We start from the raw sequence: 20,005 nt of genomic DNA, 5'->3' as shown, positions 1-20,005 counted from the left end.
GACTGAAAGTCCTCCACGCATATACGATAAAAAACCCGGAAGAGACATTACTCTTCCTGAGAAGAATAGGGACTCTTTCCGGGCATGACGCACCGTTCCATCAAACAGGATAAACCGGATGCTTCCTATGGCTGAACTCGACGTCCTTTGTTTGGTACATCTCGAATCGCTGGATGAGGACGGATCGCAGTTCATTTGCAGCTACGATTTCATCAACGATCATTTCGGAGGCAAGCTTATAAATATCGATATGCTCCTGATACTCTTTCTGCTTCTGATGGACATAGGCCATACGCTCTTTAGGATCTTCAATCGCCTGAATTTTGTTAGAATAGACCGCATTGACTGCAGCTTCCGGTCCCATTACGGCTATTTGGGCCGTCGGAAGAGCGATGCACACATCAGGCTCAAATGCAGGACCTGCCATGGCATAAAGGCCGGCTCCATAGGCTTTACGTACGATGACAGAAATTTTCGGAACCGTGGCTGAACTCATAGCCGCTATAAGCTTTGCACCGTGGCGGATGATTCCTGCCCGCTCCACTTTCGTACCGATCATGAAGCCTGGTACATCGGCCAGGAATAACAACGGAATATGAAAGGCGTCACAGAGCTGGATGAATTTTGCCCCCTTATCCGCGGAATCGTGGAAAAGGACCCCTCCCTTCACCTTCGGCTGATTGGCAATGATCCCTACGACCCTGCCATCAAAGCGGGCAAACCCAGTAATGAGTTCGGGAGCGAATAATTTCTTGACCTCAAAGAACGTTCCTTCGTCGATCAGGGCATGAATCCCGTCGTACATATCAAACGGGGCATTTTGATGCTGAGGGATCAACTCTTCCAGGGTCTTGGACGCATCTGGCGCTCCTCCATCGATCAGAGCAGGCCTTTGCTGATAATTTGCGGGGAAATACCCAAGATAGCGGCGCGCTTCCCTGATGGCTTCTTCTTCAGATGAAGCGAGCACATCACCACATCCGCTTACGGAACAGTGCATCCTCGCACCGCCCATTTCTTCAAGGGTCACCTTTTCCCCAATGACTTTTTCAGCCATCCTCGGAGACCCGAGATACATGGACGCATTCCCTTCCACCATGATGACCAGATCACAGAAGGCGGGGATATATGCTCCCCCGGCTGCGGAAGGTCCAAAAAGGAGGCACACCTGAGGCACCATGCCGGACATTTTCACCTGATTATGAAAAATCCGTCCAGCCCCACGCCTGTTCGGGAACATGTCGAGCTGATCGGTGATCCTTGCCCCGGCAGAATCCACCAGATAGAGAATCGGGACTTTCAGATTCATGGCCGTTTCCTGGATACGGATAATCTTTTCAACGGTCCTTGCTCCCCATGAACCGGCTTTGATGGTAGAATCATTGGCCATGACGCAGACGGTCTGTCCGCCCACTTTACCGATGGCCGTCACCACTCCATCAGCCGGAAGACCATCGGCGGCTGAATTTGCAAACATTCCGTCCTCCTGATAGGCCCCCTGATCGAAGAGCTGCTGCAGGCGATCACGGACGAACAGCTTGTTTTGATCCTTCAGCTTTTGATGATACTTCTCTTCTCCCCCGGCACGGATCTTTTCCCTTGATTCCTTAAGCTTCTCGGTCGTTTTTGATGTCATCATTACACCTCCTCGAATATGAATATCAGTCTTCCAGCAGAATCAGCACATCATCTTCATTCACAAAATCACCGATATTCACTTTCACCTCGGCAACCGTTCCGCCAGCTTCCGCTTCGACAGGTATTTCCATTTTCATGGATTCAAGCATGAGTACCATTTCTCCCGCTGAAACGCTTTTACCGGTTTCCGTCAATACATTCAATACAGTGCCTGCCATGGTGGCTTTGATTTCTTTCATATAAGTTCCTCCTCGTTATGATTGTTGTTGTGCAGACAGGTAATCCTGGAGCCATTTGGTGGAGTAACCCCCACCGACGAACTCATCGGCCGATAATACCTCCCGGATGAGGGGAAGATTGGTTTTGACCCCCTGGATCTCCACCCCGCCGAAAAGTCTCCTAGCTTTCTCAATGCAATCCTTGCGGTCCTGCCCACTTACGATGCACTTGGCGATCATAGGGTCATAAAACGGTGTCACCTTGTTCCCTTGTGCATAACCCGCATCGATTCGCACACCGTCCTGCTTTTCTCCCCACTCGAGTGTGGCAAGGAGACCCGGGGACGGGAAGAACGTTTTCGGATCTTCGGCATAGATCCTGAACTCGATGGCATGCCCCTTGAGAATATCCCCTCCTGAGCTGAGATGGGCAGTTCTTCCCCTTGAGCGACCTTCAGCTGCCATTTGACAAGATCAAGTTCCGTCACGGCTTCGGTCACCGGATGTTCCACCTGAAGACGTGTATTCATTTCAAGGAAGTAGAACTGTTCATCATGGTCCACGATGAATTCCACGGTTCCGGCATTGGTGTAACCGACGGCTTTCCCTGCCTTCACTGCCGCGGAAAGCATCAACTCCTTGGTCTTTTCCGAAAGCGCTGGTGAAGGAGATTCTTCAATCACCTTCTGATTCCTCCGTTGGACGGAGCAGTTCCTTTCGAACAGATGAACAAGATTCCCCCGTTGATCCCCGAAGATCTGCACCTCGATATGCCGGCTTTCATCTATACATTTTTCAAGAAATACTTCGTCGTTCCCAAAATACGCTTTTGCACGATTCCGGGTCGAATCAAAATGTTGAACGAGCGCTTGCTCATCGGCACACCGGATCATCCCGATGCCCCCGCCCCCGCCGCTCGCCTTCAGCATGACCGGGTAACCGATCTCAGCGGCAAGGAGCTTTGCTGATTCAATCGATGCACAACCTGATTCACTTCCGGGTACGACAGGTACGCCTGCATCCTTCATGATCTTCCTGGCCTTCACTTTATCGCCCATGACCTCGATGGTTTTCCAATGAGGACCGATGAAGATGAGCCCCTCTTCTTCTACCAGCTTGGCAAATGAAGCATTTTCAGATAACAGACCATAACCAGGATGGATGGCATCCACCCCTTCACGTTTTGCCACTTCCACGATCGTATCCATCATCAGATATGAACGGTTCACTTGAGACTCTCCGATCCTGAATGAATGGTCCGCCTCTTTGACGAACGGCATCTCTGCATCTGCATCTGAATAGACTGCTACGGTTTCGATCGATAACTGTTTGCAGGTGGAAATGATCCGTGAAGCGATCTCCCCTCTATTGGCGATGAGTATTTTCTGTATCATCTCTCCCCCTCCTTCCTAGTAGGAATTCTACAAAAATCGTGGAATTCCTCTCTAAAATGTAAACGTTTTCTCATTTGAGTGCAGAATTTTTTGTTTATTTGTTATATAATAATAATGTATCGGGCAATTAAGGGTAAATACATTGAAAGCGGATCATCCGCAATCATTCAAATGTTTCAGGAGGGATTTCAAATGGCAAATAAAGTAGAGAAGCTGAAAGTCAATTACAAAACTCTTGAAGAGTTTAAGAAGTTTAAAGAATACGGTGTACAAGAGCTATCCATGCTCGACGACCTTCAGGAAAATATCATTGAAAACGATAGTGAATCTCCGTTTTATGGAATCTATTTCGGCGACACACTGGTTGCCCGCATGAGTCTTTACCAGCGTGATGCAAGGTTCGATCAGTACTTCGATCCAGCTCAAAATTACCTTGAGTTGTGGAAGCTTGAAGTCCTTCCTAAGTATCAGAACAAAGGATACGGCAGCATCCTTGTGGAATTTGCCAAAAGCTTCGGTCTTCCGATCAAGACGAATTCCCGCATAAAGTCCCAGGGGTTCTGGGAAAGGATGGACTTTCATCAGGTAACATACGATGTGGAACGTGATCTGAGCGAGAATCCCATGGTATGGTTTCCTGAAGGAGTATCAGAACAAAAGCACGGCTGACCGAACGAAAAATCCGAACCTTCCCGGCATTCCGGTGGTTCGGATTTTTTTCTACTTATTCAGTCGCTGAAGGTTCCCGTTTTTATCCATCTGGAATTTGACCTTATCTTCATTTCCCTGCAGAAGGGCCATCTTCCTTGCTTTTTCGAATATAGCCAGAAGGGATTTGTGATCCTCTTCAAGCAGGGAATATTTTGACTCATAATTATAGAGCTGCGTTTCGATTTCTTTCATTTTCTCCTGAAGCTGGTCGATTTGATGAAGGAGTTTTTGATTCTCGCTCCGGATCTCTTCTTCATGACGCACAGACTCCTCCGCTCGTTGCAAATAGTGAATGATGCTCTCAACCGACAGGTCAGTCGCTTCCTTGATCTGTTCCACTTCAGGAGAAGCTTCTTTTTTAGCTGGAGGTGCACCCCTTTTGGTTTGTTTCCGCTGATTCTTCGCAAGCTCGATTCCTGATTTATATTGCTTGCGTACGAACGAGTTCCACCGGAATCCGCAGGCTGCCGAAGTCCTCGAAAGTTTCTTCCCCACCTCTTCAAAAGCCTGGAGCTGTGTGCCCCCCTCCCTGATATACCTTAAAACCACTTCTGCCAACAACACATCCTCATCCTGGTTCCAAGCATCCTGTCTATTCGAAGACATCTCCATCTCCTCCTGTAAAATCCATATATCCATACTTATGCCCTTACTAGAGTAGATAGAATCGGTCCCCCTACTTTTTGTTCAAGAATCTTTCCACCGCTTGATGATGCTCATCTGTTGCCCAAAGCTCGGAACAACGCCGGATCTCCCTGTCTACATTCTCCGTCAGTGCAGCCCTGTCCCAGCGGTCGAGCAGCTGCTGTTTATATGCTTTCAAGGTCCCCATACTCTTTTCTTCCATGCTTGTTACGATCGGGTGGTCTTCCAATCTATGTCCGTTACTCACGAGAGCATTGATGAATCCCAAGTCATACAAGGATTCTGCACTCCTTAGATTACCGGTCATCAACAGCTCCATGGCACGGGGAGAAGAGATCCTCTCATGCAGCAGGGTGCCACCGCCCCATCCTGTTGAAATACCCAGTCTTCCCTGGACGAATCCCATTTTCACATCTTCCGCCGCTATCCGCAGGTCACATGCCGCTGCGATTTCACAGCCCCCACCTACCGCAGTACCATTGATCAAAGCCAAGGTAGGAACGGGCAGAAAAGCCAGACGGATCAGTACATCCCCCATCTTCCTCAACATGCCGTAGCTCTCTTTCTCTGTTTTTAGCCCTTTAAATGCAGACAGGTCGCCCCCTGAACAAAAGGAATCCCTCCCAGCACCTGTTATCAGAAGCAACTTCACGCCCCCTTTTTCACATTCATCCAGGCATTGGGAAAACGCCTCGATCAAGTCGAAATTGATGGCATTTCTCTTTTCCGGGCGATTCAGAACGAACTTCATGATTCCGCTTTCATTCGTATGTATCTTAAATGATTCCAATCCTGTTCTCTCCTTATTAACCTTTATCTATGCAAAAAAGCGTGAAGAGCCATGGTCTCTTCACGCTTTTGCAGCAGTCGGCAATTATTTGCTTACTACTTCTTTACCTTTATACGTTCCGCACTCTTTGCAAACACGGTGTGCAAGTTTCATTTCACCACAGTTTGGGCATGCTACCATACCTGGTACACTGAGTTTGAAGTGTGTACGACGTTGTCTTTTTGCTGTTTTAGATGTTCTTCTAAAAGGTACTGCCATTCTTCCCACCTCCTTAAAAGATAGTCGTCTATGAAGCCAGAACGAACTGGTACTTCGCTTTTAAGATTTCTTGTTTTGATCAAGAAGTTTTGCCAAGTCAGCGAGACGAGGATCTACTTTCTTCTCTTCCTCTTTATCGACAGAATGAGCCTGTTCTTCCGTCATTACTTCCCAGTCCTTACCGGAAGGCATTTCATCCTGTTCCCTCGCTTCATCACTGAGTACCTGCATGGGAATCTCAAGTATCAGCAATTCTCTTATAGCCGGTTTTAAATCAATTACGTCCCCTTCGATGCGATGCACTTCCTCTTCTTCATACATGTCGTACTCCCGTTCATCGAGAAGATACGTTTCAATCGTATGGAGGTCGACGGGCACATCCACTTCGACAAGGGTTCTTGAGCACGGAAGGACCAGTTTCCCTTCGATATGCAGGTGGAAGGTGACACGATTTGACGCGATGTCGGCCCTGCCTGTCACATGGATCGGTGAAACTTCGATGACTTGCGGATCAATCTCTTTAATATCGTTGAGATCTACCGTTTCATCAATCGCCATTCCTTTATCTCTGTACTTTTGTAATTGAATGATTGACCATTTCAATTTGTCATCACCTCAAGGCAACAAAGGTAATTATAGCTTTCATAATACCGTTTGTCAATATTTTTTCTTTACACGCTTTTCAACGTCAGTGTTGCTATTATAACGTTTATATCGGACAGGTTTCAAATATTTTCTCATATTCCTTTATGGCACATTTTAAAGATGATGAGCGATCTTCGGGTATAATGGAGAGGAAAGCACCACCGATATCCATTACGAAACGGAAAGGATGATGATACATTGAATGCAACTGGGATCATAGTCGAGTACAATCCATTTCATAACGGCCATTTGCATCATCTCGAAATGACCAAAGAATTGACGCGTGCCGATGTCACCGTGGCGGTGATGAGCGGTTATTTTCTTCAGCGTGGGGAGCCTGCACTTCTCGGTAAATGGGAGAGGGCCGGCATGGCGCTGCACGCTGGAGTGGACCTTGTAATCGAGCTTCCATACAGCTTTGCGACCCAGCATTCTTCCGTATTCGCTAAAGGAGCAATATCCCTGCTTGATTCTCTGGGATGCTCCAGCTTCTGTTTCGGAAGTGAAGATGGAGATATTGATACGTTCGAAGCAACGGCGAACGCACTGCAAACAAGGCAGGCAGACTACAATGCGGCCATCAAGATGTATTCAAAGGAAGGGTTGAGCTATCCTGCCGCCCTCTCAAGGGCCTTCCTGTCACTCGGTTTGTCGGAGTCCTTCATTGATTTGAGCAAACCGAATAATATCCTCGGCTTCCACTATATCCAGGCAAGGAATGAGATCGATAGCGGGATGAAGGCTCATACCGTTACGAGGAAGTCAGCTGATTATCATGATGAGCATTTTGCTTCGCCTACGATTGCAAGCGCAACGAGTATCAGGAAAGCCCTTTTCGGAGATGGGGACCGGGAGAAGATCCGATCGTTGATGCCACCCGAAAGCATGCAGGCCCTTAAAGCGTATGAAGATACATATGGCTCTCTTCATCAATGGGAAGACTATTGGCCGCTGCTTCAATATAAAATCCTCTCCACTCCCATTGAACAGCTACGGAGTATATATGAAATCGAAGAAGGGATTGAAAACCGGATCGTGGAATGTGCCAGGCAATCTTCGAGCTTCTCCGAGTGTATGAACAGGTTGAAAACGAAGCGGTATACATGGACAAGATTACAGAGGATGCTCCTTCATATCCTGATGAACGTCAGCAAAGAAGAAATGAGAGCCCGTAGCGATCGTCCGGCATACATCAGACTGCTTGCCATGAGTGCCTCTGGCCGTGAGTATCTACGGCAGCACAAGAAAGAGATTTCCCTTCCACTCATCAGCAAACTATCAAGTGCCGACCCTGTCGAGGCAGCCCTTGATATCAGGGCTTCGAGCATTTACCCCATGGGCCTGAAAGACATGGATGCCAGAATGGTCGCCATGAAAAGGGAGTGGTCTACCCCTCCCCTTCAACTGCAAAAAAGCTGACCCCAAAGGGATCAGCTTTTTTTTGCTTTTAACGTTTGAAGGAAATCGATAGCCTCATCGAACGATTTGACGGGTATGATTTTCATGTTGGTATCGATATCCTTCGCCGTTCTGACGGCCCCCTTATAATTCGATTCCAAATCGGGGTATTCCTTTTTCATTTCTTTTGTGATGGTTTCGTCCGGAGCCAAGAAATATTCTGCCCCTGCTTTGTCCGCTGCTACAACCTTCTGCTCGATCCCGCCGATCCTTCCGACGGTGCCGTCCTCTGAAATGGTCCCTGTTCCGGCAATGTCATGCCCCTTGGTCAAGTCACCTTTCGTCAGCTGATCAAAGATCTCCAGGCTGAACATCAAGCCTGCAGAGGGACCGCCGATATCCTCGGTCTTCAGCTTCACTTTCGGATTGGTGATGATTTCCTTATCGTCTGTAAGGGTGATCCCAAGACCGACTTTATCTTTCATATCAGGAAACTCCTGCAGGGGGACTTCAGCCGTTTCTGTCTTCCCGTTCCGCTTAAAGGTGATGGCGACTTGATCTCCTGATTTTTTTCCTTCGACATACGAGATGAATTCTTTGGAGGATTGGAAGGCTTGATCATCGATCTTCGTGATCCGATCTCCTGCTTTCAATACGTCTTCTGCCGGCATGGAAGGATAGATGCCGAGGACATAGATCCCTTTATAATGGAATTCATATGGTTTTCCTGCCTTTTTGTATGCCACTTCAATGGCATTGTTCTGTGAATCTGCCATGAGCTGCAGCTGTCTGATATTGTATTCTTCATCCGTCTCGTGGGGGCTCCTGATCTCATCCACCGGATAGATATGCTCATACTTGCTCAGGCTCGCCACAATATAGGCAAAAATGTTTGCCTTCCCCATCCTGACGGTTGTAAGCATGAGCTCGCCCTTACTATCATATCCTTCTTCGACTTTTACGATCGGACTGAGTTCATGGGCATCGCCCGGCTTTGTCACATAGTATGGCAGATAATAGAATGATGCGGCTACCATAAGGACCGTCATGATGATCAGCGTCCTGATCAGCGTCTTCATTTTCATTGTTGCTACTCCTTCCAATCATCCAGTGCTTTTTTGATGGAGGGGATGATTTTCCTTGCTTCATCTTCCCCAATATCGATGATTTCCTCTATATTCTTGAAAGCCCTGGTACTGTACATTTCCACATGGGGACGGATCATGAAGTCGGATGAGATCTCCCGGTGCGCGACAATCTCGAGCTGAAGGATATCGATGCTCTGCATGATCACATCGTACACAGTCGTGATGTCGGCGTTTCGCTTCACGTGGGATACATCCACTCCGATGACAATATCCGCCCCCATTTCTTTCACGACGGATACGGGTACCCGGTCGATCACCCCTCCGTCCACGAGAATCCTCCCATTGATTCTTTCAGGTACGAACACACCCGGAATCGAGATGCTCGCACGGACCGCTTCCGCGATGGGACCGGACGAAAAGACGACCTTTTCTCCGTTCGTAATATCCGTGGCGACGACACGGACGGGGAGGTTGAGATCTTCGATATTTTTTTGATGGGTGAATAAGCGGATGAAATCCTTGATTTTCTTTCCTGAGATGAACCCCATCTTCGGTACGGTAAAATCCAAAAAGTATTTTCTCCTGAATGTGGTGGACAGCTTGTAAAGGTCTTCCATTTGATGGCCGACTCCATAAAAACAGCCTACCAGAGCACCCATACTGCTCCCTGCAATCATATCCACCGGGACCCCTTCGTCTACGAAAGCCTTCAGGACACCAAGGTGGGCAAACCCCCTTGCCCCTCCTGAGCCAAGGGCCAATCCAACTTTCGGTCTGTTCATGGCGATCCCCTCCGCATGCTGTTTGTTCATCATATGGTCTATTTCGAAGCGCTATGAGTATATTGGGTAATAAGAGGACAAGTTACCTTTATTTTATCAAACTTTCACATTATAAGGAAATCCATAGACAGGGCAGCACGCTCTAGGAGGGTATTGTTTGACTATGACTAAATGGAAAACCGTATTATTATCAGGCGGGGCTCTCATGATGGCAGCCGCACTGATTTCCATGCCGGGGGAATCGCTTGAAGCATCCACCCGGGGGCTGGATATCTGGTGGAAAATCGTCTTTCCATCCTTATTGCCGTTTTTTATCGTATCGGAACTGCTGATCGGCTTTGGTGTGGTCAGGTTGATCGGGATACTCCTCGAACCGTTGATGAGACCGCTCTTCAAAGTGCCTGGCGTCGGCGGGTTCGCCTGGTCGATGGGAATGGCTTCGGGATTTCCGGCAGGAGCAAGGCTCACGGCGAGGCTCCGTCAGGAACAACAGCTATCCAGGATTGAAGCGGAGCGTCTCGTTTCCTTCACCAATTCGTCCAATCCACTCTTCATCTTTGGCGCAGTATCGGCCGGGTTCTTCCAGAATGCCTCCCTTGGCATCATCCTCGCCCTCTCCCACTATCTAGGGAATGTTGTTGTGGGGCTGACGATGCGATTCTATGGGAGGAATGATCAAGAAGCCTCGGTGCGGTCGGCGCGAAGGAAATTCTCTGTCAAAGAAGCCTTTGCAGGACTTCACGAGAGCCGGATGGCTGATCATCGTCCCCTCGGTAAGCTGCTTGGCGATGCCGTATCTTCTTCGATCCAATCACTGCTCATGATCGGAGGATTCATTATCCTTTTCTCTGTACTGAACCAGGTTCTCTACCATTTGCATATCACGACAGTACTATCATCAGGCATCTCATCCCTGCTCTCATTCTTCCAGCTGCCGCCTAACCTGAGCATCCCCGTCATTCCGGGCCTATTCGAAATCACCCTCGGTTCACAGATGACGAGCGAATTGAGAGAGGTGAGCTTGTTTCAACAGGCCGTGCTGGTCAGCTTTCTATTAGGTTTCAGCGGATTCAGCATCCAGGCGCAGGTGGCGAGCATATTGGCAGAGACCGATATCCGGTTTAAACCGTTTTTCTTTGCCCGGATCCTCCATGGTGTCGCTGCTGCCATCATCACGATCTTCTTGTTCAAACCCCTTTTCGGCCGGGTGGCAGATGGAGAAGCGACAGGGGCAGTTCCTGTCATTTCTCAGCAGACTAGTTCCTTTTGGATCGATGCGGTTGATATCCTGTCGAAGGCAGGCCCCCTGTTCACGATCGTCTGCCTGCTTCTCTACTGCCTGCTATGCGCAAAAAGGCTGGGGTCCCCTTGAAGATCCTGGTTGAAACAAACAAAATCCGAACGGCCACCGGCATTCATTGAATATCGGTTCCGTTCGGATTTTGTTGTGAGAAGCATCAAAGTGCCTGCTTGTGTTTCAGTTTCAGAGCTTCTTCAACCGGCTTCGGGACAAGCTCCGAAATATCTGCGCCGTACTTCGAAACCTCCTTGACGATGCTCGAGCTCAAGAACGAGTATTGGTTGTTGGTCATGATGAAAAAGGTTTCGATTTCATCTTCAAGGACGCGGTTCATGGAAGTGATCTGCATTTCATACTCGAAGTCGGAAACGGCCCTCAGTCCCCTGATGATGGCACTCGCATGGACCTTCTTGGCGTAATCCACCAGGAGTCCCTGGAAGGAAGCCACTTCCACATTGGGTAAATGAGCCGTTGATTGACGGATCAGCTCCATTCGTTCTTCAACGCTGAATAAAGGCTGCTTAGATGAGTTGCTCAACACCACGACGTGAACTTTATCGAACACCTTCGCCCCGCGCGTGATGATATCCAAATGTCCGTATGTAATGGGGTCGAAACTACCCGGACAAACTGCAATGTTGGTCATAGTTCTATCCTCCAGATTTCGTTTAATCTTCCTGTTTAAAGATGGCAATTCGAATGATCCCGTATGTTTCTTCCCTTATCTTATGCAAGCTCCCCACCTGATCGGCCAAACGGATATCAGAACTATGCTCACACACAATGGAACCGTTTTCATTCAGAAGTGCATGCTCATTTATGGACGTGAGCAGATCATGGAGCTTCTGCTGTTTATAGGGTGGATCAAGAAAAATATAATCAAACGTCATTTCCCTTTTGATGAGCGCCTTCACTGCCCTGACTGCGTCATTGCGATACACTTCACTATGATCTCCAAGCCCCAATTCGGCAAGATTCATTTTGATTGTCTTGATTGCCTGATGATCCCGGTCCACGAATACGACCGCATCAAGCCCCCTGCTCAAGCCCTCGATCCCGAGGCCACCGCTTCCCGCAAAGAGATCCAGGGCTGTTCCTCCCTCGAAATAAGGCCCGATCATATTAAAAAGGGATTCTTTCACTTTATCCGTTGTCGGCCTTGTCCCGCTTCCAGGTACGGCCTTCAGCTGTCTACCTTTGAAACTTCCTGAAATTACTCTCATAATCATCCACCATATATGTATTTTTCTTCATTATCCTATCATATTTCAACAAGAATCGCCACAGCCCGATTTTTTCAGATTGTAGGTATATTTCATGGGTCTTTGGTGATAATGTAGGTAACAGCATCTCTACTGATGTTGTTGCCAACCGCGGAGAAGACTTACGATTCCCCATAAGTTCTTCCTCCGGTTTCTCCTCTCCCTTTGCCTTCAATCCAGTAATGGATATGGAAGGACCCTGCAGTATGACTGCAGGGCTTTTTATGTTTGGCGCTCCTTTACTATTATGGCCAATTTTGAAATAATGGATGTCAATACATAAAGGAAAAGGGGAATACCATGATTCAACGTTTTATCGAGCTCGGAGAAGGATTTTCTGATATTTATGAGTTGATGGCGCTTGCTGAACACAACCAAGACCGGCTCAAGCATATGATGGCCTTTCATACGGAAGTGAAAGACCGCGCCGTCACGTCACTTGCCGTCATGATGGAGCCCACCACAGAAGGCGGATTCCAAGCGATCTACATTTGCAGGGAAGGCGTGCCGAATCCACACGCGCTTCAGAACAAGCGCTACAGCCTGTTTGAAGAGACGGCCAGGGGTCTCGGAAAGACCGTCATCGAGATGGATGTAAAGCCGTCGACCCTCTATCCTGAAAAGGCGCTCTATTACCAGCATCTGATTGCCATACTCAGATTGAATCACTACATCCCTCCGTTGCAATAGAAAAGAGATGCCGTCACCCGGCATCTCTTAAAAGCCCATCTTATAATCGTACTCTTTCGCCTTATCAGGCCGTGAGTTCTCGAACACGGACTTAATAAACGGCTTGTGGGATGGGTCTACCCGCTTCACATAGGAATATCCCGAGATTTTATCCATGATGCTCTGGAGATCTTCCTGGTTGCAGTAAAGGACCACATATTTCATCTTCCTTGATACGTAATGCACATTTCCGAAGCGACGAAGGGACTTCGCATGCTTCAGACTATGTAAATAAACAACTAAACCTTGTCTCTCCGTCAACATATTGCTTCCCCTTTTAGGAATCACTTTTTTTCAAGTCTAGCATAAACCGAAGGAAACAATCAAGCGCATGATGACACGTGAACCCAATGCGAACGGAGTGAAATCGATGGACCTTGAAACCATTTGGCAACTATTCCTCAGTCATCTTCAGGCAGAAGAGCAGATCTTGAACGCCAGGGTTCAAAAGCGAGCCGGGATCCCTTTTTTGTATGTGGAGTCGGAACTTGGTCGGGAAGAACTGGAATACAGCATCCGGAAATGGTCTGCCCGGGCCATGCGGGGGAAAAGGCTCCACTCGGAAACGATTTTTTTCAGGGCAGCAGGAGACCTCTCTGTGTATCGGCACCGTTTCTATGTGCCGCAGGAGAAAATGTTCTGTTGTGGGAACCTCTGTCCTGATTGTGTCCGTTTCAAATAAAAAAGAAATCAGGCGGAATGGGATCCGCCTGATTTCTTTTATGCAGAACAGCTGCAGCTGCCTCCGGATCCGCAGCCTCCCCCGCAGGAACCTCCTCCGGAAGAAAAGAAGGGGTTACCAGAAGGAACCTTGACATTGGTCGAAACCGAATGCCCGATCAAAAGGCTGACTTCATCGAGCAGGTCCTGAAGTTCATTTTCAGCCCTTCGGAACTCCGCTACGTGATCATCGAGGTCCATTTCCCGCTTGACCTCACGGATTTCTTTCATCACCGTTTTATAATCGGGATGATAGCGGCCAAAACGCTGAACCTCTTCATACAGGTCCTTCATTTTGGTGAAACGCCTTACCTTGCGCTGCGTTTCTTCGTTGTTTTGCATTTTATATAAACACTTGCGATAGTACTCGACCACCTCTGACTGCAAAATCATCTGAGATAGTTCATCTGCAGTGTCCAGGATTTCCATCCTTTCAATAGTAGCAAGCATCATGCCCACCTCCATATCCGTATTCTAACAGAAATAGAGGCCGGAAGCGAATATGCTATGAGATGGTCACATAGAATTTTTTCTTCATGCCGAGTGACTTATTATCCATCCCTACGACATCAAGTTCGATCAAATGGGTTCCCTTGGGCATGCCTTTGATGATAAAAGCAGCCGTGCGATGCTCTTCATACACGTTTGCTGTGGCGGATCTGATCACGATCTTTCCAGCCGTGGCACCCTTTTGTTTATCTGTAAACGTCACACCCGTAGCGATGCACTCTACTAGCACCTCGTTGCCCCGGGTGAGATGTTTCACTGATAAGCTGTTTTGCACGTGTGCAGAAGCCGCTACGCTTTTTGGCTCCGGTGGGGTATCCCTGCACCCCGATAATACGGTAACAAGCCCAATAGCAAGAAGGGTTCTTCTTTTCATCTTCCATCACTCCTTGCTATTAGCCATCCCCATCCTTTCAATTATTATCCGGAGCTCTTTTCATCATTCACTGTTCATGGCCTGAAACATGGAAATCATCATCGAGGCCATCTGCACGCCGTTTGAAAACTTCTGCACCCGATGGGGGATTGTTTTTTCGAAATGATGAATCGAAGCGATCTCAAACTTTTCCAGTTGATCTGGATTCCTGGAAAGCGTGCGATACCACTGGGGTGCATCCCGGAGATATCGCTTCAAGTCATCGCTTGCATGGATGTATTCGATAATATCACTTCTCAACTCTGGTCCCCTCCTTAATCCTGTCTGAATGAAAACGGGTGAGAAGGCCGTTTGGGTTTTTCTTCCCTTGGCGCTGTATCTCCCTTACCGGATTGGAACTGACTGATGACACCCTGGACAGTCCCCAGCGCTTCACTTAGGTTGGTGATATGCTTCTGCAGCTGATTGGCGTCCATTTTCTTGACGATTTCCCCGACTTGGTCCATCCAGCCATTTTTCGATTCCTCTGCTTTTTTCTCTTCCTTTTGCTCGGAGGTTGCTCTGTAGCTGTTCCATCGCGTATCATCTTCCCCGAGAAGATACCAGTCCTCAAACAACTCCTGCCAGCTTGCCTGACCGCTCCTCACGTCCTTGATGATCTTAGGGTGTTTCTTCACAAATTCCTTGAATTCATTTACTTTCGGATGTAACTTCCCCACTCCCCACACCTCCCATTCAGACATTTACCTAGTACAGTGTATGAAAGGAGAAAAAGATTGGTGAAACGATCATGGATATAGTACGATGGACGGGACGTAAAATGAGTCATCATAAGGAAAGAAGGATGGAATACGATGAAAGAAGATTTATCGAGGCTTTTGAATGAGTGCATGGAACACGCAACAGAGGAAGATCTTCATTCCCTTCGTCAGCTGCTGACCGGCATGAGGAAAAAACAGGAGGATGGGGGACCGCTCCTTGGCGGTGTTTTCGCAATGGAATGGGAAAACGAGGAGGACACACTCACGCTCTCCATCCCGATCACTCCCCTTACCCATAATTCTCTCGGGATCGTACATGGCGGCATTACAGCCACGATGGTGGATACAATCATGGGGACACTGGCTAATCGGGCACTCCCTTCCGGATACGGAGCCGTGACAACCAACTTGAATGTCCATTATCTTGCACCGGGCACCGGGGGTGAATTGACTGCAAAAGGACAGATCATCCATCACGGGACGAAGACGATGGTCGTTGAGGGAAAAGTGCTCCGGTCAGATGGCAAGGTCATCGCCCACTCGACTGGCTCCTTTTTCATCTTTAAGAAATGAAGAAAGATCCCGGGAAGTCCGGGATCTCTTTAAGGAAGTTCAGGCTGTTTGATGAAATTCTGGGTATAGTACCCTTTATACACCCCGACACCGATATGGGTGAATGCCTTGTCCAACAGGATTTTCCTGTGCCCATCTGAATTCAGCCATCCATGCACGGCTTCCGGACCATCAAGGTACTGAGACGCGATATTCTCACCTGCCGTTTGATAGGAAACACCCCGTTTATCCAGCCTGTCCGTCAGGGAGCCCATGGCATCTGATTCATGGGAAAAGTAGTTTTTGTCATGCATTTCCCGGCTGTGTCCCCTTGCCGCGTTCGCCGTGGTTTCATCCCATTGGAGTGTCGATTCACCATATTGCTTCCTCATGATATTCGTGATGGCGTATATCTGCTTTTCGTTCGCTTCGTTTACTTCCTCCCATTCTTTTTCGGAAGGCGGCTCCTCTTCTGCCAGTTCCCCTCTATACATCATTTCATAAGGATGCGTCGCAACAAGGGTGTCACTGTCCATGAATCGGATACTCGATAGTTCACCGGTGAACTTGTCCAGATACAATTGGGCATACAGATCGCCGAGGGGGACCAGGAGTCTTGTATTGAGATCCTCTTCATTCAATTCAAATTGATAGGATCCGGAATCAGACTTGACGACGATTTCAGAGTCGACGATGGTGAATCGATAAATGTCCTCAAGCTTCTGTCCTAATTTATACGGGGCAACATCAAGGCCGTTCCCGATGGCATAAAGAGTGACCACTTTCTTGTCCTTGACCCCGAATTGTATATACTCAGTATCCGGCACATTGTAGACCCACCAATCATAGTTAAACGCACTGTCATCAATGCGGTCCGGTTCTCCGAATTCTTTTTTGATTTCGCTGACGTCCTTACCGATATACACGGATAATCCGGATTTCGGTCTTTCTCCAGGCGGGGTCTCTGTCGACTGATCCAGTTGATCATCTTTGTCCTCCAGCGTCTGGACGTCAGGACCCTTTAGCGGTTCATTTTCCTGTTTCTGATCCTGATAGATTCCGAACACGGTGAAAATGATCAGAATAATGCCGATCCTAAGCAAGGTCTTCAGATCTTCCCCCTCCCTTCTCTATTTACTATCATTATATGTTTCAGGTGGTAGAGGTAGTATCCTTTTGTTCAATCTGCCTACATTAAAGGATAGCATATTTTTCACTCTCTCAACACTAGGGATTCTCGGATTCAAGAAGTCGATGAGGATTATATTCAGAAAATGAGGAAAACATTGCGCAAATCGTCATCTTCTTCTACTGGAAGACATTGCATGAAAACGTTTTTTCCACTATTATTAATAGGAGAAGATAAGGCACCTTTTCGTAAGGGAAAGGCTATCGCTTGACCATCTAGGAGGGAATACAATGCATTTCACTGAAACTGGCTTTGAAGAGATTAAAGTCGACTTGAATCGACTGGATGACATCATGGAGTCCCACGGACTCGTCCGTGCAGGTCAATGGGATTATGAACGTGTGACCTATGACCGTAAATTCGAAATTCGCGAAGGCACGTTTTATCTGCGGCTGCAGGGCCATGCCGTTGAAGGGGACATAGGCAAGCACGATGCCATCATCCAGCTCTTGACACCGCTGCTCGGCAAGCACTACTATCCTCATGGGGTGGAATATGGAGAAGGCGAGACCTTCCCGAAGCATCTGATCACCTCCTGTGAGAAACTCTTGAACGATGTTAAGAAAGAAGCAGCCGAATTTGCTTGGTAATACATAAGACTGCCCCGGGCAGTCTTTTATTATGTCCAGGCCTGCTTTGAAATTTCTTTTCCGCCATTCAAAATAACTGTTCAATCTTTTAGCCGTCACATATAATATAGATATAGCGTGACGTAGGAAGGAGTACTCCATTGGCTAGACTTAAAAACAAAAAGTTCTTGCTTTATCTCGGGCTGTTCATCGTGTTCATCCTGCTCTGTCTTTTCATACTGCCCATTTCATTGCCACTGATCTTGGCATTCATGACGGCCTTGATTCTGGAACCATCAGTCAGAATGCTTCAAGGGCGTTTCGATTGGAAACGGAAAGTGGCGGTCATGAGCATCTTTATACTCTTTTTGCTCCTTTTGGGCGTCACCAGTTATTTTGTGACAACCAAAGTCGTTGGAGAAGGGGTCAAACTCGTTGAAAACACCCCTCACTATATTTCAAAGGTAGGAGACATATGGGAAGAATATGAGGATCGACTCCTCGACTTATCCAAAGACCTCCCCGATACAATCGTAAAGGAATTCTCTAATGATGTGCAGCACTTCCTGGACCGGTCAAAATCCAAGATCCTGCAGTCCTTCAATTTAGAAAAGATAAGTGCGTATCTAACATACATACCCAACTTCCTGGTCAGCCTTCTCGTCTTTCTCATTGCACTGTTCCTGTTCATGCTTGATCTCCCCCGCATCAAACATATGATCTACAGTCATTTGACAGATGCGACGGCTGAAAAGGTAAACTTTATGATCTCGAGGATGACAGGGGTATTCTTCGGATTCTTCAAGGCTCAGTTCCTGGTCAGCATCCTCATCTTCATCGTGACGTTGATCGGATTGCTCATCATCGCCCCTGAAGTGGCCATCATCATGTCGGTCATCATCTGGTTCATTGATTTCCTGCCCCTCGTTGGTTCCATTGCCATACTTGGACCGTGGGCTCTTTACCACTTCATCACGGGAGACATCAGTCTTGGGACGCAGCTTTCAGTGCTCGCTGCCATCCTCCTGATCATCAGAAGGACGGTCGAACCAAAAGTCATGGGTACGCATATCGGACTCTCTCCCCTGGCAACACTTATCGCCATGTATCTCGGCCTCAAGCTCTTCGGAGTCATGGGATTCGTCATTGGTCCTTTTTTGCTGATCCTGTTCAACTCCGCTAAGGAAGCGGGGATCATCAAGCTCAATTTCAAATTGTAACACCGTACAAAAGGAGCCCCGTCTGGAGCTCCTTTTGTCGTTGAATCAGAAAAAATCCTGGAAGCAGGTCGGCCTTGCCGTACTGATCGATTCAAGCATGGTCACCTCGCCCGCGCCGATATGGCCCATGGCTGCTAAATCCACGGCACTCAAAAAGCCGAAGGCGAAAGCTGTAAATTCCCTTATGTCCAATTCGACGTCTGCTTGGTCGCCCTTACGTCGTTCCACCCCATTCACCGATAGATGATAGGTAGTCGAATTCCAAGGAGCATATTGATCCACCACTTTCAATGTAAAGGCTTCGAAGCGTCCTGCATCCAGCAGATACGTTGCGAGAAACGGCTCCACATCCACGACCCTCGCCATGAAATAAGGATATTCCTCCACCTTGATGCGTGGATTTTTCAGCATAAGAGGTAAAACCTCCCCTTCTGCCAGTTTCACCTTAACCGTTTCAACCATGGAATCATGCTGGCAAATAAAATTCCACAGCCCCCTCCGTGCCCCGGATGTCAGAGGGAGGAATTCATCGACGGTCATCGTGCCTTCGGAGATCGTATATAGTATGTATCCTTCCATTTCACTGGCATGATAGGTCGCGATGGACCATCGTTCCTCTTTCTTCTTCCACCATGCATCCGTACGGACAAGCATCCCATTATGTTTCTGTGCGTAACGGTCATAGATTTCCTTCAATTCTTTGGTGACCCGTCCACGCCGAATGGTACCCATTGTGGGTGGTATAGGACTTAAATCCTTCTGCCCCACTGTCATCTGACGATAGGATGCAAACAGCTCCCAGCCGAATTTCCGGTAAAAATCGATATAAAATGGGTGGAGCATGGATATGATCTGCCCGGACCCCTTCATTTCTTCAAGGGTGTGGAGTAGCAATTCCCGTACATAGCCGTTCCTTCTATATTCCGGATAGGTGGCGACTCCCGCTACACCTCCCATGGAGATCATCCGTTCTCCAAACCAGGTTTGAAAAGGCATGAGGTGAAGCTTGGCCGCCAGGTGATCGTCGTGGAAGATCCCATAGATCTTCTGATCCCTCATCTGTTCACGTCTTTGTTCCCGCTCCTCTTCAGACAGCTTATATTGAAACGCGTATTCTGATAGCTGCAGGGACTGGCTATAGTCTCGATCTTCAAGTGTTCGTATCATCGTATATCCTCCTCCCACCTTAAACTATTCGGTAAAGAACCTATGATATCCTCTAATTGATCAACCCCTCCCACCACAGGTTCAGG

The 20,005-nt window shown here is 47.9% G+C and carries 25 protein-coding genes and 1 pseudogene; 8 read left to right on the top strand and 18 right to left on the bottom strand.

Annotation, left to right across the window (positions count from 1 at the left end):
• Nucleotides 1-100: 100 nt before the first annotated feature.
• The 3 genes and pseudogenes from D5E69_RS09625 to D5E69_RS09615 all read right to left on the bottom strand — a co-directional run bounded on the left by D5E69_RS09625 (nt 101) and on the right by D5E69_RS09615 (nt 3,247).
• Nucleotides 101-1,639 (bottom strand): acyl-CoA carboxylase subunit beta, encoded by a 1,539-nt coding sequence (locus tag D5E69_RS09625; protein ID WP_048004147.1) that lies wholly within the window; start codon nt 1,637-1,639, stop codon nt 101-103.
• Between the two features lie 22 nt (nt 1,640-1,661).
• On the bottom strand, nt 1,662-1,877 hold the full coding sequence (locus D5E69_RS09620; protein ID WP_048004148.1) for a biotin/lipoyl-containing protein: 216 nt from the start codon (nt 1,875-1,877) through the stop codon (nt 1,662-1,664).
• Between the two features lie 15 nt (nt 1,878-1,892).
• Nucleotides 1,893-3,247 (bottom strand): annotated as a pseudogene (locus tag D5E69_RS09615) (acetyl-CoA carboxylase biotin carboxylase subunit).
• A gap of 195 nt (nt 3,248-3,442) precedes the next feature.
• Here D5E69_RS09615 and D5E69_RS09610 point away from each other — a divergent pair.
• Nucleotides 3,443-3,919: an N-acetyltransferase gene (locus tag D5E69_RS09610; RefSeq protein ID WP_048004149.1), complete on the top strand. Its 477-nt coding sequence runs from the start codon at nt 3,443-3,445 to the stop codon at nt 3,917-3,919.
• A 51-nt stretch (nt 3,920-3,970) separates the two neighbouring features.
• On the opposite strand, the gene D5E69_RS09605 is transcribed toward D5E69_RS09610, so the two are convergent.
• The 4 genes from D5E69_RS09605 to D5E69_RS09590 all read right to left on the bottom strand — a co-directional run bounded on the left by D5E69_RS09605 (nt 3,971) and on the right by D5E69_RS09590 (nt 6,257).
• Nucleotides 3,971-4,567, bottom strand: a complete 597-nt coding sequence (locus D5E69_RS09605; protein ID WP_048004150.1) for an RsfA family transcriptional regulator — start codon at nt 4,565-4,567, stop codon at nt 3,971-3,973.
• Between the two features lie 70 nt (nt 4,568-4,637).
• The gene (locus tag D5E69_RS09600; protein ID WP_249931587.1) at nt 4,638-5,396 is read right to left on the bottom strand and encodes an enoyl-CoA hydratase/isomerase family protein; all 759 of its coding nucleotides are present in this window, start codon (nt 5,394-5,396) and stop codon (nt 4,638-4,640) included.
• A gap of 84 nt (nt 5,397-5,480) precedes the next feature.
• The gene (gene rpmF / locus D5E69_RS09595; protein ID WP_034755898.1) at nt 5,481-5,654 is read right to left on the bottom strand and encodes a 50S ribosomal protein L32; all 174 of its coding nucleotides are present in this window, start codon (nt 5,652-5,654) and stop codon (nt 5,481-5,483) included.
• A 60-nt stretch (nt 5,655-5,714) separates the two neighbouring features.
• Entirely contained in the window at nt 5,715-6,257 is a 543-nt protein-coding gene (locus tag D5E69_RS09590; RefSeq protein ID WP_048004151.1) for a YceD family protein, read from the bottom strand.
• A 240-nt stretch (nt 6,258-6,497) separates the two neighbouring features.
• Here D5E69_RS09590 and D5E69_RS09585 point away from each other — a divergent pair, with 240 nt between their 5' ends.
• Nucleotides 6,498-7,718, top strand: a complete 1,221-nt coding sequence (locus tag D5E69_RS09585) for a nucleotidyltransferase (protein WP_048015527.1) — start codon at nt 6,498-6,500, stop codon at nt 7,716-7,718.
• Between the two features lie 11 nt (nt 7,719-7,729).
• On the opposite strand, the gene D5E69_RS09580 is transcribed toward D5E69_RS09585, so the two are convergent.
• Nucleotides 7,730-8,782 carry a SepM family pheromone-processing serine protease gene (locus tag D5E69_RS09580; RefSeq protein WP_048013042.1) on the bottom strand — a complete coding sequence of 351 codons (1,053 nt, stop codon included), beginning with the start codon at nt 8,780-8,782 and terminating at the stop codon, nt 7,730-7,732.
• Between the two features lie 5 nt (nt 8,783-8,787).
• A complete protein-coding gene (locus D5E69_RS09575) occupies nt 8,788-9,567 on the bottom strand; it encodes a patatin-like phospholipase family protein (RefSeq protein ID WP_048004154.1) in 780 nt (259 codons plus the stop codon).
• A gap of 163 nt (nt 9,568-9,730) precedes the next feature.
• Between D5E69_RS09575 and ylbJ the strand changes: the two genes are divergently transcribed.
• Nucleotides 9,731-10,939 carry a sporulation integral membrane protein YlbJ gene (ylbJ, locus tag D5E69_RS09570; protein ID WP_048013041.1) on the top strand — a complete coding sequence of 403 codons (1,209 nt, stop codon included), beginning with the start codon at nt 9,731-9,733 and terminating at the stop codon, nt 10,937-10,939.
• Between the two features lie 85 nt (nt 10,940-11,024).
• Here the strand turns inward: ylbJ and coaD are convergent, their stop codons facing one another.
• Nucleotides 11,025-11,513 (bottom strand): pantetheine-phosphate adenylyltransferase, encoded by a 489-nt coding sequence (gene coaD / locus D5E69_RS09565; RefSeq protein ID WP_048004156.1) that lies wholly within the window; start codon nt 11,511-11,513, stop codon nt 11,025-11,027.
• Nucleotides 11,514-11,535: 22 nt separating this feature from the next.
• Complete coding sequence (gene rsmD, locus D5E69_RS09560; RefSeq protein ID WP_048004157.1) at nt 11,536-12,090, bottom strand: 16S rRNA (guanine(966)-N(2))-methyltransferase RsmD; 555 nt, start codon at nt 12,088-12,090, stop codon at nt 11,536-11,538.
• A gap of 339 nt (nt 12,091-12,429) precedes the next feature.
• Between rsmD and D5E69_RS09555 the strand changes: the two genes are divergently transcribed.
• Nucleotides 12,430-12,819, top strand: coding sequence for a DUF7147 family protein (locus D5E69_RS09555; RefSeq protein WP_159129595.1), 390 nt, complete (start codon nt 12,430-12,432; stop codon nt 12,817-12,819).
• 27 nt (nt 12,820-12,846) lie between these two features.
• On the opposite strand, the gene D5E69_RS09550 is transcribed toward D5E69_RS09555, so the two are convergent.
• Nucleotides 12,847-13,122 (bottom strand): YlbG family protein, encoded by a 276-nt coding sequence (locus D5E69_RS09550; protein WP_048004159.1) that lies wholly within the window; start codon nt 13,120-13,122, stop codon nt 12,847-12,849.
• 67 nt (nt 13,123-13,189) lie between these two features.
• Here D5E69_RS09550 and D5E69_RS09545 point away from each other — a divergent pair, with 67 nt between their 5' ends.
• Complete coding sequence (locus D5E69_RS09545) at nt 13,190-13,540, top strand: hypothetical protein (protein ID WP_053072120.1); 351 nt, start codon at nt 13,190-13,192, stop codon at nt 13,538-13,540.
• A 38-nt stretch (nt 13,541-13,578) separates the two neighbouring features.
• Here D5E69_RS09545 and D5E69_RS09540 read toward each other — a convergent pair whose 3' ends face one another.
• The 4 genes from D5E69_RS09540 to D5E69_RS09525 all read right to left on the bottom strand — a co-directional run bounded on the left by D5E69_RS09540 (nt 13,579) and on the right by D5E69_RS09525 (nt 15,180).
• The gene (locus tag D5E69_RS09540) at nt 13,579-14,028 is read right to left on the bottom strand and encodes a YlbF/YmcA family competence regulator (RefSeq protein WP_048004160.1); all 450 of its coding nucleotides are present in this window, start codon (nt 14,026-14,028) and stop codon (nt 13,579-13,581) included.
• A gap of 55 nt (nt 14,029-14,083) precedes the next feature.
• Nucleotides 14,084-14,461: a hypothetical protein gene (locus D5E69_RS09535; RefSeq protein WP_063191184.1), complete on the bottom strand. Its 378-nt coding sequence runs from the start codon at nt 14,459-14,461 to the stop codon at nt 14,084-14,086.
• A gap of 63 nt (nt 14,462-14,524) precedes the next feature.
• Nucleotides 14,525-14,761, bottom strand: coding sequence for a YlbE-like family protein (locus tag D5E69_RS09530; RefSeq protein WP_048004162.1), 237 nt, complete (start codon nt 14,759-14,761; stop codon nt 14,525-14,527).
• Between the two features lie 14 nt (nt 14,762-14,775).
• Complete coding sequence (locus D5E69_RS09525; protein ID WP_231578820.1) at nt 14,776-15,180, bottom strand: YlbD family protein; 405 nt, start codon at nt 15,178-15,180, stop codon at nt 14,776-14,778.
• Between the two features lie 135 nt (nt 15,181-15,315).
• Between D5E69_RS09525 and D5E69_RS09520 the strand changes: the two genes are divergently transcribed.
• Nucleotides 15,316-15,795: a PaaI family thioesterase gene (locus D5E69_RS09520; RefSeq protein WP_048013039.1), complete on the top strand. Its 480-nt coding sequence runs from the start codon at nt 15,316-15,318 to the stop codon at nt 15,793-15,795.
• Between the two features lie 29 nt (nt 15,796-15,824).
• Here D5E69_RS09520 and D5E69_RS09515 read toward each other — a convergent pair whose 3' ends face one another.
• Nucleotides 15,825-16,877 (bottom strand): CAP domain-containing protein, encoded by a 1,053-nt coding sequence (locus tag D5E69_RS09515; protein ID WP_231578818.1) that lies wholly within the window; start codon nt 16,875-16,877, stop codon nt 15,825-15,827.
• Between the two features lie 316 nt (nt 16,878-17,193).
• Here D5E69_RS09515 and D5E69_RS09510 point away from each other — a divergent pair, with 316 nt between their 5' ends.
• Together D5E69_RS09510 and ytvI are read left to right on the top strand one after the other, a co-directional pair.
• Nucleotides 17,194-17,553, top strand: a complete 360-nt coding sequence (locus D5E69_RS09510) for a YugN family protein (RefSeq protein WP_048004165.1) — start codon at nt 17,194-17,196, stop codon at nt 17,551-17,553.
• A 140-nt stretch (nt 17,554-17,693) separates the two neighbouring features.
• Nucleotides 17,694-18,752 (top strand): sporulation integral membrane protein YtvI, encoded by a 1,059-nt coding sequence (ytvI, locus tag D5E69_RS09505; RefSeq protein ID WP_048004166.1) that lies wholly within the window; start codon nt 17,694-17,696, stop codon nt 18,750-18,752.
• A 45-nt stretch (nt 18,753-18,797) separates the two neighbouring features.
• Here ytvI and D5E69_RS09500 read toward each other — a convergent pair whose 3' ends face one another.
• A complete protein-coding gene (locus D5E69_RS09500) occupies nt 18,798-19,919 on the bottom strand; it encodes a GNAT family N-acetyltransferase (RefSeq protein WP_159129594.1) in 1,122 nt (373 codons plus the stop codon).
• Between the last annotated feature and the right edge of the window lie 86 nt (nt 19,920-20,005).

The sequence above is a fragment of the Rossellomorea marisflavi genome (assembly GCF_009806575.1).
GTDB classification, from domain to species: domain Bacteria; phylum Bacillota; class Bacilli; order Bacillales; family Bacillaceae_B; genus Rossellomorea; species Rossellomorea marisflavi_A.
Note: the sequence above shows the minus strand (reverse complement) of the source record. Positions and strands in the feature narration are given on the sequence as shown.

What these genes read in the sequence shown, in the direction of transcription:
- D5E69_RS09625 (WP_048004147.1), bottom strand. Translation starts at nt 1,639, where the DNA reads ATGATGACATCAAAAACGACCGAGAAGCTTAAGGAATCAAGGGAAAAG.
- D5E69_RS09620 (WP_048004148.1), bottom strand. Translation starts at nt 1,877, where the DNA reads ATGAAAGAAATCAAAGCCACCATGGCAGGCACTGTATTGAATGTATTG.
- D5E69_RS09610 (WP_048004149.1), top strand. Translation starts at nt 3,443, where the DNA reads ATGGCAAATAAAGTAGAGAAGCTGAAAGTCAATTACAAAACTCTTGAA.
- D5E69_RS09605 (WP_048004150.1), bottom strand. Translation starts at nt 4,567, where the DNA reads ATGTCTTCGAATAGACAGGATGCTTGGAACCAGGATGAGGATGTGTTG.
- rpmF (WP_034755898.1), bottom strand. Translation starts at nt 5,654, where the DNA reads ATGGCAGTACCTTTTAGAAGAACATCTAAAACAGCAAAAAGACAACGT.
- D5E69_RS09580 (WP_048013042.1), bottom strand. Translation starts at nt 8,782, where the DNA reads ATGAAAATGAAGACGCTGATCAGGACGCTGATCATCATGACGGTCCTT.
- D5E69_RS09575 (WP_048004154.1), bottom strand. Translation starts at nt 9,567, where the DNA reads ATGAACAGACCGAAAGTTGGATTGGCCCTTGGCTCAGGAGGGGCAAGG.
- ylbJ (WP_048013041.1), top strand. Translation starts at nt 9,731, where the DNA reads ATGACTAAATGGAAAACCGTATTATTATCAGGCGGGGCTCTCATGATG.
- coaD (WP_048004156.1), bottom strand. Translation starts at nt 11,513, where the DNA reads ATGACCAACATTGCAGTTTGTCCGGGTAGTTTCGACCCCATTACATAC.
- rsmD (WP_048004157.1), bottom strand. Translation starts at nt 12,090, where the DNA reads ATGAGAGTAATTTCAGGAAGTTTCAAAGGTAGACAGCTGAAGGCCGTA.
- D5E69_RS09555 (WP_159129595.1), top strand. Translation starts at nt 12,430, where the DNA reads ATGATTCAACGTTTTATCGAGCTCGGAGAAGGATTTTCTGATATTTAT.
- D5E69_RS09550 (WP_048004159.1), bottom strand. Translation starts at nt 13,122, where the DNA reads ATGTTGACGGAGAGACAAGGTTTAGTTGTTTATTTACATAGTCTGAAG.
- D5E69_RS09545 (WP_053072120.1), top strand. Translation starts at nt 13,190, where the DNA reads ATGATGACACGTGAACCCAATGCGAACGGAGTGAAATCGATGGACCTT.
- D5E69_RS09540 (WP_048004160.1), bottom strand. Translation starts at nt 14,028, where the DNA reads ATGCTTGCTACTATTGAAAGGATGGAAATCCTGGACACTGCAGATGAA.
- D5E69_RS09535 (WP_063191184.1), bottom strand. Translation starts at nt 14,461, where the DNA reads ATGAAAAGAAGAACCCTTCTTGCTATTGGGCTTGTTACCGTATTATCG.
- D5E69_RS09520 (WP_048013039.1), top strand. Translation starts at nt 15,316, where the DNA reads ATGAAAGAAGATTTATCGAGGCTTTTGAATGAGTGCATGGAACACGCA.
- D5E69_RS09510 (WP_048004165.1), top strand. Translation starts at nt 17,194, where the DNA reads ATGCATTTCACTGAAACTGGCTTTGAAGAGATTAAAGTCGACTTGAAT.
- D5E69_RS09500 (WP_159129594.1), bottom strand. Translation starts at nt 19,919, where the DNA reads ATGATACGAACACTTGAAGATCGAGACTATAGCCAGTCCCTGCAGCTA.